This is a genomic window from Pseudomonas lurida (genome assembly GCF_013522705.1).
Taxonomy (GTDB): Bacteria; Pseudomonadota; Gammaproteobacteria; order Pseudomonadales; family Pseudomonadaceae; genus Aquipseudomonas; species Aquipseudomonas quebecensis.
This window is the reverse complement of sequence record NZ_JAAMRE010000006.1, coordinates 155742-168464: the sequence shown is the minus strand read 5'-3', so window position 1 is coordinate 168464 and position 12723 is coordinate 155742. Positions and strand designations below refer to the sequence as shown.

9 protein-coding genes and 1 pseudogene are annotated in these 12723 nt (G+C 63.0%); 5 read left to right on the top strand and 5 right to left on the bottom strand.

Annotated features, from left to right (window positions below; translation table 11 throughout):
* Window positions 1-77: 77 nt before the first annotated feature.
* Both G7025_RS07795 and G7025_RS07790 read left to right on the top strand, forming a co-directional pair.
* Window positions 78-608 (top strand): GNAT family N-acetyltransferase, encoded by a 531-nt coding sequence (locus tag G7025_RS07795; protein WP_181077885.1) that lies wholly within the window; start codon window positions 78-80, stop codon window positions 606-608.
* Window positions 609-888: 280 nt separating this feature from the next.
* Complete coding sequence (locus G7025_RS07790) at window positions 889-2292, top strand: MFS transporter (protein WP_181077883.1); 1404 nt, start codon at window positions 889-891, stop codon at window positions 2290-2292.
* A 42-nt stretch (window positions 2293-2334) separates the two neighbouring features.
* Here G7025_RS07790 and G7025_RS07785 read toward each other — a convergent pair whose 3' ends face one another.
* Window positions 2335-3627 carry a PQQ-dependent sugar dehydrogenase gene (locus G7025_RS07785; protein WP_181077881.1) on the bottom strand — a complete coding sequence of 431 codons (1293 nt, stop codon included), beginning with the start codon at window positions 3625-3627 and terminating at the stop codon, window positions 2335-2337.
* Complete coding sequence (locus G7025_RS07780) at window positions 3624-4040, bottom strand: DUF2231 domain-containing protein (RefSeq protein ID WP_181077880.1); 417 nt, start codon at window positions 4038-4040, stop codon at window positions 3624-3626. The genes G7025_RS07785 and G7025_RS07780 overlap by 4 nt, the downstream gene beginning before the upstream one ends.
* A gap of 195 nt (window positions 4041-4235) precedes the next feature.
* Between G7025_RS07780 and G7025_RS07775 the strand changes: the two genes are divergently transcribed.
* The 3 genes from G7025_RS07775 to G7025_RS07765 are packed head-to-tail and all read left to right on the top strand — an operon-like array spanning window position 4236 to window position 6555.
* Window positions 4236-5264 carry a UV damage endonuclease UvsE gene (locus tag G7025_RS07775; RefSeq protein ID WP_181077878.1) on the top strand — a complete coding sequence of 343 codons (1029 nt, stop codon included), beginning with the start codon at window positions 4236-4238 and terminating at the stop codon, window positions 5262-5264.
* A 20-nt stretch (window positions 5265-5284) separates the two neighbouring features.
* A complete protein-coding gene (locus G7025_RS07770) occupies window positions 5285-5764 on the top strand; it encodes an AAA family ATPase (RefSeq protein WP_181077876.1) in 480 nt (159 codons plus the stop codon).
* The gene (locus G7025_RS07765) at window positions 5761-6555 is read left to right on the top strand and encodes a nucleotidyltransferase domain-containing protein (protein WP_313064402.1); all 795 of its coding nucleotides are present in this window, start codon (window positions 5761-5763) and stop codon (window positions 6553-6555) included. Before G7025_RS07770 ends, G7025_RS07765 begins: the two co-directional genes overlap by 4 nt.
* On the opposite strand, the gene G7025_RS26995 is transcribed toward G7025_RS07765, so the two are convergent.
* From G7025_RS26995 to G7025_RS07755, 3 genes and pseudogenes are all read right to left on the bottom strand, one after another.
* On the bottom strand, window positions 6545-7312 hold the full coding sequence (locus tag G7025_RS26995; protein WP_370694778.1) for a methyl-accepting chemotaxis protein: 768 nt from the start codon (window positions 7310-7312) through the stop codon (window positions 6545-6547). The genes G7025_RS07765 and G7025_RS26995 overlap by 11 nt on opposite strands.
* 87 nt (window positions 7313-7399) lie before the next feature.
* Window positions 7400-8404, bottom strand: a pseudogene (locus G7025_RS26990) (cache domain-containing protein); the annotation flags it as partial.
* A 231-nt stretch (window positions 8405-8635) separates the two neighbouring features.
* Window positions 8636-12643 (bottom strand): bifunctional nitrate reductase/sulfite reductase flavoprotein subunit alpha, encoded by a 4008-nt coding sequence (locus G7025_RS07755; RefSeq protein WP_181077872.1) that lies wholly within the window; start codon window positions 12641-12643, stop codon window positions 8636-8638.
* Between the last annotated feature and the right edge of the window lie 80 nt (window positions 12644-12723).

The following is a 12723-nucleotide window of genomic DNA, read 5'->3' as shown; positions in this document are numbered from 1 at the left end:
TGCGAAATAATTCACCGCTATTTGCGTTTTTTTGCGGATAGGGTGAGTGGCCTTAACCCCTAAGGAGCAATCAGCGAATGCCGTCCAGCCACTCACGCCTGGTTTACCGTGCGCCACAACTCGATGATGTGCAGCGATTGTTCGCGATCTTCGGCGACCCCCAGACGAATCTGTTCAACCCGGCGGGGCCTATGCAGCATTGGGCGGATGCACAACGGCTGCTCGACAGATGGATGGCGCAGTGGGCCAGCGGCGGCTACGGCTGGTGGGCGATTGCCCATCGCGACACGCCATGCCACATCATCGGCTTTGGTGGTATCGCGCCTATGAATTACCTCGGCCAGCAGCGTATCAACCTTGGTTATCGCTTTGCCGTTCAGGCCTGGGGGCAGGGCTATGCCACCGAACTGGGCCGCGACGCGCTGACACTGGCGTTCGAAACCCTCCAATTGCCCGAAGTGTTCGGGCTGGTGCGTCCGGACCACACGGCGTCGATCCGCGTGCTGGAGAAGATCGGCATGCAGCGCCACGGCCTGCTCGACGACGTTCCCGGCCAGGCACCGAGCCTGGTGCTGCGGGTTTGCCGCCCAGCGACTGAACCGGCCTGAGGGCTGACCAACAGCGCTGTGGTGAGCGGTTTTTTTGTGGTGAGCGGGCTTGCCCCGCGCTGGGTTGCGCAGCAGCCCCTCAAAAGCACACCGCGTTTCTCCCGCTGATAAAACGGTGATTACCCGCCTTGTCATCATATGACCTTGCTTGAACGAGGCTGCCTAATTTACCGGTAATGCCGGATTGACAGCGTCCACGCGGCCCGATATAAAAGTCGCAGTTGTACGACGACATATGACGTTGCGTATGTCCTATCTAACAAAAATAAAAAGTGATGCCATGAATCTAAGCGAGCCCATCAAAGCCCATCGTGTCGGCCAGGCCGTCGGCAACTATCGTTGGACCATCTGCGCGATGCTGTTTTTCGCCACGACCGTCAACTACCTCGACCGCCAGGTGCTCAGCCTGCTGGCGCCGCAGTTGTCGACGCAATTCGGCTGGAGCAACACCGATTACGCCAACATCGCCGCCGTGTTCCAGTTTGTGTATGCCATTTCCATGCTGTTCGCCGGACGCTTCGTCGACAAAATCGGTACCAAGGCGGCCTATGTGATCGCCATCGCCATTTGGTCCACGGGTGCGGTGATGCATGCGTTCTCCGTGCCGATGGGCGAGGGCATCGCCGCCATCAGTGGCGCCATCGGGCTGGCGGTGATCCCGGTGTCGATTGCCGGCTTCATGCTGTCCCGCGCGGTGCTGGCGGTTGGTGAGGCGGGTAACTTCCCGATTGCGATCAAGGCTACCGCTGAATACTTCCCCAAAAAAGAACGCTCGCTGGCCACCGGTATCTTCAACTCCGGTGCTAACGTCGGTGCGATCCTGGCGCCGATCTGCGTACCGCTGATCGCCGGCCTGTGGGGCTGGGAAGCCGCCTTCATCGTGATCGGCATGCTCGGTTTCGTATGGGTAGCGGTATGGATCGGGCTGTATCAGAAGCCTGAAGAGCAGAAACGCCTGTCGGCCGAGGAGTTGGCTTACATCCGCAGCGACCAGACCGTTCAGCCGTTCGCCCAGGCACCTGCAGGCGCCACGCCGAAAAAAGTCTCGTGGTTCAAGTTGCTCACCTATCGCCAAACCTGGGCCTTTGCGTTCGGCAAGTTCATGACCGACGGCGTGTGGTGGTTTTTCCTGTTCTGGTTGCCCACCTACCTGGCGGCGCAATACGGCATGAAAGGCGCCGATATCGTGATGCCCCTGGCCGTGCTGTACAGCATGACCATGGTCGGCAGCATCGGCGGCGGCTGGTTCCCCAGCTACTTCATGGCCCGAGGCGACGCCCCTTACGACGGCCGCATGAAAGCCATGCTGGTGATTGCGCTGTTCCCATTGGTGGTCCTGCTGGCGCAGCCGTTGGGCTACATCAGCTTCTGGGTGCCGGTATTGTTGATCGGCGTCGGTGCTTCGGCGCACCAGGCATGGTCGTGCAACATCTTCACCACGGTGTCCGATATGTTTCCGCAGAAAACCGTGGCCTCGGTGGTCGGCATTGGCGGCATGGCCGGCGGGCTGGGCGGTGTAGTGATGACCAAGATCGGCGGCTGGGTATTTGACTACTACAAGTCCATCAATGACATCCACACCGGCTACATGATCATGTTCGCGATCTGTGCCCTGGCGTATCTGGTGGCCTGGAGCGTGATGAAGACCCTGGTGCCACGCCACAAGGAAATCACTGACCTGTAAATCAATCTGCCGGAGCGGGCACACCGCTCCGGCAGCGCGCGATCAACGATTGCGCGTTACCCGCCACACGGTGTTGGCCAGGTCGTCGGCGATGATCAATGCGCCTTTCGGGTCCACCGTCACCCCCACCGGACGCCCACGCGTCTTGCCATCCTCGCCGCGAAAGCCGGTAGCGAAGTCCAGCGGTTCACCGGCCGGCTTACCGTCCTTGAACGGCACGAAAATCACCTTGTAGCCCACCGGCTGATCGCGGTTCCAACTGCCGTGCTCGCCGACAAACACACCGTCGGCAAAGCGCTCGCCCAGCGCCGGGAGGGAAAAGTCCACGCCCAGGGCGGCCACATGGGAACCCAGGCTGTAATCGGGTTTGATCGCCGCCGCGACTTTCGCCGGGTTCTGCGGTTGCACGCGCGGATCGACGTTCTGGCCCCAGTAGCTGTAGGGCCAGCCGTAGAATGCACCCTCGCGCACCGAGCTCAGGTAATCCGGTACCAGGTCGGGGCCGAGTTCGTCGCGCTCGTTGACCACTGTCCACAATTGCCCGGAATCCGGTTGGATCGTCAGCGCAGTCGGGTTGCGCAGGCCGGTTGCATAGGGCCTGTGCGCGCCGGTCTGGGCATCGATCTGCCAGACCATGGCACGGTCGATTTCCACTTCCATGCCGCGCTCGGTGATGTTGCTGTTGGAACCGATACCCACATACAACTGACGACCATCGGCGCTCACGGCCAGGGATTTGGTCCAGTGGTGGTTGATCTGCGCCGGCAGGTCGGTGACTTTGACCGGCGCGCCGCTGGCCTTGGTCTGGCCATCGGTGTAGTCGAATCGCACCAGCGCGTCCTGGTTGGCCACGTACAGCTTGCCCTCGGCGAAGGCCAGGCCGTAGGGCGCGTTGAGGTTATCGGCGAACACTGTCTTGAGCTCGTAGGTACCGTCACCGTCGGCGTCGCGCAGCAGGGTGAGGCGGTTGCCGCCCTTGACCTGGGTGTTGCCCTGGGCCTTGATCACGCTGGCGATCACGTCCTTGGGCTTGAGCTTGGCCGCGCTGCCGCCCCGGCCCTCGGCGACAAGGATATCGCCGTTGGGCAATACCAGGGTCTGGCGTGGGATGGCCAGGTCGGTGGCAATCGCCGTGACGCTGTAGCCCTCGGGTACGGTGGGTTTCTGCTCGCCCCAGGGCGTTGGCTCGGCGATCTTCATGCTCGGCAGCAGGCTGCTTTGTTGTTCGGGCAATTTGGGATCGGGGCCGCGCGCCTGGGTCTTGTCGCCTTCAGCGCCACAGGCACTCAGCAGCAGGGCGGTGCTTATCACGGTCAATGCATGGCAGGTTTTCATCGGGCACCTCCGGTGCGCAGGCCGGTCCAGGTGGCGAGGATTGCCAGCACGGTTACGATTGCCGACAGCACCAGGCCGGCGGGCATCATGGCGTAGGCGTCCTTGGCGTGCTGGAACGCATCGATCAACCCCAGCACCCAAGTGGCCAACAGCAGCAGTACATAGGCGACAGGGCGTCCGGCTTTGTGGGTGGCGCGCAGCAGGTTGACCAGCGCGAACACCAGGGCCAGGCCACAGAACACCAGTGCACCGGCAATCAACCAGGACGCGAAGTTGGCCCATTGAATCTGGAAGGTCTGAGCGTAGGTGATATCACTGAGCAGGGCGCCCAAAAACAGCGGCACGCTGCCGGCCAGCAGGGTCGCGTGCAGCGGACCGGGCCGGATATCGGGGTAGGTGGGGAGGGTAGTCATGGGGGAAGCGGCTCCTTATCGTGCAGCGCCCTGGGCTCAGGGACGCAGTGACTTCGCATAGGAAAGGAGCGTGTCATTTGTAGGAAAGTTCATAGATGTTATACCGAGGATACGTGTCGAAATATTATGAACCGCGTGGCGTGTTCCTCGGCCCAAGCCCTTATGATCTCGCCCTCACTCAGTCCAGGCCCTTCCATGACCCACCCTCGCATCGGCTTTGCCTGCCAGTACAAACACCCCGACCGCGTGCTCTCGACCAGCGCGCTGAAACTGATTGAAGGCCCGTTCAACCCGCGCACCACCACATTGCGCTGGATGGACAGCGTCGACCCCGGCGTCGCCCGTGACAAATTGGTCGAAGTGGTCACCCACAACCTGGCAGCACAATTGCAGTTGCTAAGTTACGTCGCCACGCTGCCACCGACCTTGCGCATGCTGCGCCTGAGCAGTGATCTGTTACCGTTCTACAGCCATCCCAAAGTGGCGCCTGTCTACCGCGACCCGGCTATCCAGGCGCAATTGATTGAGGGCTTCGCCGCCATCGGCGAGCTGGCGCGGGCCTCGGACATTCGCCTGTCGTTTCATCCCGGCCAATACTGTGTGCTTGGCTCGGAAAACCCGAATGTGGTGGAAAACAGCGTGGCCGAATTTGAGTACCACGCCGACATGATCCGCATGATGGGCTACGGCCGGCGCTTTCAGGACCTCAAATGCAACGTGCATATCGCCGGCCGCCTTGGCGTGGAAGGCACCCGCGCGGTGTGGGCGCGACTGTCGGAGGTGGCGCGCCATTGCATCACCTTCGAGAACGATGAAAAAACCTACGGCCTTGACCACTGCCTGCAAGTCGCCGACCTGGCACCGGTGGTGCTCGATATCCACCATTGCTGGATTCACGAGGAAGCCTATATCGACCCCGACTCGCCTCGGGTGGCCCGTGTGATCGACAGCTGGCGCGGCGTGCGCCCCACCATGCACTACTCCCAGCCCCAGGAGCGCCTGCAGGACCTGGGGTTCGACGCCGCACACAAGCTGGAAATGACGGCGCTGTTGCAGGTGGTCTCCAAGCGCGAGCTGTACGCCCACAGCGAGCAGATGTGGAACCGCTGGACCAACGACTACGCCCTGCAGTTTCTGGATCGCTTCGACATCATGCTGGAAGCCAAGGACAAGAACGTGGCATCGTCAGCGTTCTACGAATACTGGCAGTCACAGGCCAGTTAAACAAAAAGGAGTTTCCCGGCATGCCCACCCTGCACCTGTTGTGCGGCAAGATCGCCGCCGGCAAATCCACACTGGCCAGGCGCCTGGTGGCGGAACACCGCGCGGTCCTGCTCAGCGAAGACACTTGGCTGGCGCAACTGTACCCCGGTGAGGTGCTGTCCATCGCCGACTACCTGCGCAGTGCTCAACGCCTGCGCGGCGTGATGGGGCCGCTGGTGATCGACCTGCTCAAGTCCGGCGTCAATGTGGTGCTGGATTTTCCGGCCAACACCCTGGCCAATCGCGAATGGCTGCTGAGCCTGGCACACAGCGCCCAAGTGCCGCACTGCCTGCACTACCTGGAACTGGACGACGCCACCTGCCGCGCCCGCCTGCATGCACGCAATGCCGGCGGCGAACACGACTTTGCCGCCACCGACGCCGAGTTCGACCTGATCACCCGGCACTTCTGCGTGCCGAGCGAGGTTGAGGGGCTGGTAATTGAAGTGCATCGGCCGTGAGCGTTTCAGCGTCACAAGGCCTGGACACCGAGGGTTTTATCCTCACCGTGGCGCAGGCGCCCGTGCAGGCTGAGTATGAGTCGGTGTTGGCGGATGCCTGCTCACTGCTGTCGCAGCAAACGTTGGGGCTCGATGGCTTGTATGTTTACGGCAGCGTCGCACGGGGTGACGCGACCCCCGGTCATTCCGACCTGGACCTTACACTGGTGCTGCGCGAGCCGCAGACCCCGCAGGTAGCAGAGCAATTGGAACGCGTTCGCCGTGAACTTGAACGGCGACACCCGCACGTCACCAAAGTCGACTTCGATATCGGCGAGCGCGCGCAGGTAATGGCGGTTGAAAACCGCAACCTTTGGGGGTTCTGGCTCAAGCATCAGTGTCGTTGTATTTGGGGCAATGACCTCTCCGTCCATTTCGAGCGGTTTCGCCCATGCCGTGAAATCGCGCTGGCGTTAAATGGAGACGTCTATTCGGTATTGAACACCTATATCTGCGCTATCGGGCAAACGGTTATCGAGTCGGATCGGCTGCGCTTGCAGCGGGAAGCGTCGCGCAAACTGATCAGGGCGACGCAGATATTGCGCCCGGAAGCGGCAACGATATGGCCACAAACACTGGAAGAACATGTGGCGATGTTCCTCCAGAGTCAACCGGCGATGGTCACCCAGGTAGCGTTCTTTCTGTTTGAAGCGCGCAACCCTGGCGCCGCGAGCGATCAGTTCTGCGCGCGGCTGCAGGTGTTTCTGGAGTGGTTGGTTTCACACCAGCGCGACACCCTCCTCAGGACTTAAACCGCCCCACCAAGCCATTCAACTCATCCGACAGCTTCGACAGCCGACCCGAGTCGTCCTGGGCCGAGTTGGCCAGGCTTTCCACCAGGCGCGCTTCGTCGTAGATCTGCTGGATATGCCGATTGATCTCTTCGGCCACGCTGTGCTGCTCTTCGGCGGCGGCGGAGATCTGCAGGTTCTGGTCGCGGATTTCGTTGACCGAGGTCTGGATGCCTTCGAAGCTGTCCCGCGCGTTCTCGATGGACGACACGCTGGCTTTCGACAGGTCCATGCAACTGCCCATCTTCTGGGTGACTTCCTGGGTCTTGGTTTCCAGGGTACCGAGCAGGTGCTCGATCTCGCCGGTGGAGTCGGAGGTGCGCTTGGCCAGGGCGCGGACTTCGTCGGCCACCACGGCAAAGCCGCGGCCCTGGTCGCCGGCGCGCGCGGCTTCGATGGCGGCGTTGAGGGCCAGCAGGTTGGTTTGTTCGGCAATCGCGCGGATGGTGCCGAGGATCTGGTTGATGCTGCGGCTGCCGGCCTCCAGCTCGACCATGGCCTGGGACGATTCGCTCAAGCGGCGGCCCAGGCGGTTGACGTTGTCGGTGGTCGCTTCGATCTGCTGTTTACCCTCGGCCACGCGCCGGTGGCCGTTCTCGGCGGATTCGGCCGCGCCGCTGCAGGAACGCGCGACTTCGTTGGCCGTGGCCACCATTTCATTGAATGCAGTGGACACCAGTTCCACCGCTTCGCGCTGGCGCCCGGCGGCTTCATTCATGTTGTGGGCCACCTCACTGTTGACCTTCGAAGCGATATGCAGGTTGGCCGAGGCCGCGCCGATGTGCTGGATCAACTGGCGAATGGCGGCGAGGAACTTATTGAACCAGCCTGCCAGTTCGGCGGTTTCGTCCTTGCCCTGCACCTGCAACTCATGGCGCAGGTCGCCTTCACCCTCGGCGATCGACTGCAGGCCCGTGCTGACCTGGCCGATCGGCTTGACGATCACTTTGGAAAACGCCGCGGCGATCAGGCCGAAAATCAGCACCAGCACGCCGACGATGATCGCGGTGAGGTAGGTCATGCGGGTGGCTTCGGCCATCACTTCGGCTTTTTCGATCAGGCCGATATAGCGCCAGCCCAGACCAGGGGAGGTCCACACGTTGGCCATGTAGCGCACGCCCTCGATCTCCACCTCGGTGGACCCTTGAGTCGTCTGGGCCAGTTGCGCGTAAGCCGTGCCCAGGTCCTTGAGCGGTTTGAAACTGTGGGCGGCGTCGCGCGGGTCGACCAGCACCACGCCGTCTTCGATCAGCATCACATAGCCGCTGTCACCGAGCTTGATGCTCTTGACCAGTTCGGTGAGGTTTTTGAGCGACACACTGACCACGAATACACCCTTGGGCTTGCCGGCACCGTCGAGCATGGCGCGCGCCGTGCCCACCAGGGCCACGTCGTCTTTGTCGTAGTAATAGGCCGGTGTGCGCACGGTTTTGCCGGGGCTGGCCATCGCCGCTTTGTACCAAGGGCGTGCGCGCGGATCGTATTTGGCCAACTGAGGGTCATCCGGCCATTTGACGTAGGTGCCGTCTTCCAGGCCGATAGACAGGATCGCCGCCGCCGGGTGGGTCGCGCCGTAGCGCGCGAAGCGCTCGATCACCGTTTGCGCTTCGGCGGGCATCGGTTGAGCGGGCGCGTCGGCGGGTTGGTAATTCTTCAGGGTGCTGACGGAGGTGTATACAGAATCGGTGGCCATCTGATCGACGTTCTGCAAAGTGCCGTCGAAGAACTGGCGGATATTGCCGTCGATCTGGCGAATCTCCCGAGTGCTGCCGTCGATGAATTGCTCCACCGCCTGGCTGCGCGTGTTCATGACCGAAATCACCGCCACCAGGCTGACCGGGATAAATGCGACCGAGACAAACGCCAGTACAAGCTTGTTCTTTATTTTCATCAAGATGACCATCAGCGTGGAGGGGCGGCCAAAGCGACTCGCGTTCGGAAAGAAGCGAGGCGATTTGCTATCACCGCTGTTTCGGCGTGGTCTGGGTAAATCTTTAGGGTTTTTTGTACACAATACAATCGGTGATTGTTCTGTATCCAATCAGTACACATCACGCAGGTAACGCTTCTGCTCGCTCAGCTGGCGCCAATAGTCCACGGCACGCTCCGGGTCCAGCCCGCCGTGGGTTTGTGCGATCTGGCGCAGTACCTGATCGACATCCTTGGCCATCTGGCGGGCGTCGCCGCAGATGTACACCCTGGCGCCGTCCTGCAGCCAGCGCCACAGCTCGGCGCCTTGTTCGCGCAGGCGGTCCTGCACGTAGACCTTTTGCGCCTGGTCGCGGGAAAACGCCAGGCTCAGGTGGGTGAGCAGACCGTCGCGCTGCAGGCCTTGCAGTTCGTCCTGGTAATAGAAGTCGCTGGCGGCGTGCTGCTCGCCGAAGAACAACCAGTTGCGGCCTTGATGCCCGAGGGCACGACGCTCCTGCAGGAACGCGCGAAACGGTGCCACGCCGGTGCCGGGGCCGATCATGATCATCGGCACATCGCCGTCGCTGGGCGCGCGGAAATGCTTGGACGGCTGTACGAACACCGGCACTTCACCGTCGCCGACGCGGTCGGCGAGAAAGGTCGAAGACACGCCTTTGCGTTTGCCATAGCGCACGGCCGCGACGGTCAGGTGCACTTCACCGGGGTGGGCCTTGGCGCTGGAGGCAATCGAATAGAGGCGCGGTTGCAGGCGCCGCAGCGTGCCCAACAGTTCGGCGGCCGAGCACTCGATCGGGTAGGCCTGCAACACGTCCGCCAGTTGCCGACCCCATAGCCAGTCGTTCAGTTCGGCTTTGTGTTCGGGCCGCAGCAACTGCTCAAGGCCCGTGTCAGCGCTGCGCTCGGCAATAAACGCCAGGGTTTCGCTGCTGGGCCGGGCGATTTCAAAATGCTGAGTCAGCGCCTGTTGCAGAGAGACCTCGCCGAAGGTCTCGATATTGACGCTGGTCGATGCTTTAAGGCCGGTCAGCGCGAGCAGTTCGTGGACCAGTTCGGGGCAGTTACGCGGCCTTACGCCGAGGGCATCGCCGGCTTCATAGCTGAGGCCGGAGTCGGCCAGGTCCAGGGCGAACTGGCGGGTTTCCTTATGGCGGCTGTGCGGGTTGAGGTGGCGGTTGAGCAACAGGCGCGAGCCATACAGCTTGGTCTTGCCGGCGGGCGTGGCGGCTGCGGGCGCTTTGGTCGGGTTGAGGCTGTGCTGCAGGCGCAGCAGCCAGGTATCGGCGCGGTCGTGGAATTGGGTATCGCAATCGACACGCTCCAACAGGCGCGTGGCGCCCAATTCCAGCAGGCGTTGGTCGAGGCGTTTGCCGTGGTTGCAGAACTGGTCATAGTTTGGATCGCCGAGGGCCAGTACGGCAAAACGCAGGGATTCCAGGCGCGTTTCGCTGCGGCTGAGGCTGTGCCAGAAACCTTCGCCGTTGTCCGGTGGGTCGCCGTCGCCGAAGGTGCTGCTGATCAGCGCCAGGTTCTGGGTGCTTGCCAGTCGGCTCGCCGGGAAATCCGCCATCGCGCTCAGCTCGACGCTGATACCGGCCTCGCGCAGGCGTTGGGCACAGCGCTCGGCCAATGCTTCGGCATTGCCGGTCTGGGATGCCCACAGCAAGGTCAAGGCAGGTGCGGCGGGCAGCGTGCTGACACCCGTCGCGTGCGCGCGACTGAACAGCCCGCCGAGTAAACCATCGACCCATAGCCGCGCTTCGCCGGCCAGCGGCGCGTTCGGCGGCAACACCGGCACCTCCCCTGGCTGGCGTGCGCTGTCGGCGCGCAGGCCACTGATGAAACCGGCGAGGTAGGTGCGTTCGTTGTCGCTCAAGGGTGGCGGGGTGAGGGGCCGCAGGCCGGCGATTTCGGCGAAGGCGTCGATGCGCGACAGGGTGGATTGCTCTGCGCGAGCGGGAAGGTCGGTGGCCGCCTGGGGGGGCGTGTCGAGGAACTGATGGTCGATCAACTCGACGCGCGCCAGGCTGACCGCGCAGCATTTGAATTCCGGTTGCAATGAAATCGGGTCGACCGCGTCCGAAGTCACGGCATTGATCGCCAGGTGTTCGCCAAACACATCGTTCCAGTGGAATGGCGCAAAACAGTGGCCCGGTTGCACGCGGTCGCTGATCAATGCGGGTAACACCGCGCGCCCGCGCCGCGACAGCACTTGCACCGGTTGCCTGGCCCGGATGCCCAGGCGCGCGGCGTCGTCGGGATGGATCTCGACGAAGGGGCCGGGGTTGAGTTTGTTCAGCGTGGCGATCTTGCCGGTCTTGGTCAGAGTGTGCCATTGGTGCTGCACGCGGCCGGTGTTGAGCACGAATGGGAAGGTGTCGTCGGGCAGTTCCGCCGGGGGCATGTGCGGGCGCGCAAAGAACTGGGCTTTGCCGCCGGCGGTGGCGAAACGCAGCGCGCCGTGCTCGCGGTAGCGAATCGGGTTGCGCGGCGCCGACTCGGCCGTCGCCAGCGGCCATTGCAGCGGCGTCTCGCGCAGACGCCCATAGCTGGCGCCGCGCAGGTCGTAGCCGGTGGCGGGGTTGCAGGCGCGTTTGATTTCTTCGAACACCTCGCTGGCATTGGCGTAGCTGAACGCTTCGGCATAGCCCATCGCACAGGCGACCCGGGCGATGATCCGCCAGTCGGCCAGGGCCTCGCCCGGCGGCTCCACGGCGTGTTGCATCAGGGTCAGGTTGCGCTCGGAGTTGATCATCACGCCTTCGGCTTCGGCCCACAACGCGCCGGGCAAGAGGATGTCGGCGTAGCGGTTGGTTTCGGTGTCGAGGAAGGCGTCCTGAGTGATGACCAGGTCAGCGGCCTGCAGCCCATCGATCACCGTTTGACGGTTGGGCACGCTGGCCACCGGGTTGGTGCAGATGATCCAGCAGGCTTTGATCTGCCCCGCGGCCATCTGCTCGAACATTGCCACGGTGCCGTCGCCGGCCTGGCGCGGCAGGCGGTCGGCGGGAATCTGCCAGAGGTCTTCGATAAAGGCGCGATCGGCCTCCACCAGCATCGAGCGCTGCCCCGGCAGGCCAGGGCCCATGTAGCCCATCTCACGCCCGCCCATGGCATTGGGTTGGCCGGTGAGGGAGAACGGGCCGCTGCCGGGGCGGCAGATGGCGCCGGTGGCCAGGTGCAGGTTGCACAAGGCGTTGGTGTTCCAGGTGCCGTGGGTGCTCTGGTTGAGGCCCATGGTCCAGCAGCTCATCCACTCGGCAGCCTCGCCGATCCAGGCGGCGGCCTGGCGGATGTCGGCTTCGGCCAGGCCGGTGATGGCGGCGACCTGCTGCGGTGAGTAGTCCTCCAGGAACGCAGGCATGACCTCCCAACCCTCAGTGAAGGTGGCGATAAAGGCCGGATCGGTATGGCCGTTTTTCACCAACAGGTGCAGCAGGCCGTTGAGCAACGCAAGGTCGGTGCCGGGCCTGATCGGCAAGTAAAGGTGAGCTTTGTCCGCGGTGGCGCTGCGCCGTGGGTCGACCACGATCAGCTTAGCCCCGGCCTTGACCCGGTCCATCATGCGCAGGAACAGGATGGGGTGACAGTCGGCCATATTGGCGCCGATCACGAAGAACAGGTCGGCGCGGTCGAAGTCCTCATAGGAGCCCGGCGGCCCATCGGAACCCAGTGACAGCTTGTAGCCGCTGCCGGCGCTGGCCATGCACAGCCGCGAGTTGGATTCGATATGGCGGGTGCCGACAAAGCCCTTGGCTAACTTGTTGACCAGGTACTGGGCTTCCAGCGACATCTGCCCGGACACATAAAACGCCAATGCATCGGGGCCATGCCGCTCCAGCACGTTGCGCAGGCGCCCGGCGGTCCTGGCGATGGCTTCGTCCATGGCGATGCGCACCGGGTCGCGGTCGCGGGCCTGGCGCAGGTAGGCATTTTCCATGCGCCCGGACTCGGCGATGGCTTGCCCGCAGGTGCTGCCCTTGGTGCACAGGCGACCGGCATTGGTGGGGTGGTCGGGGTCGCCGATCACCTTGACCACCTTATTGTCTTCGACCTGCATGACGATGCCGCAGCCCACGCCACAATAGGGGCACACACTGCGTACGCGTTGGTTGGCCATCGATAACCCTCGAATCTTTTCTGCCCGGCAAAAAAAAGCGCCGCGTAACCCTCCGTTGGAACGGGGATTACACGGCGCCT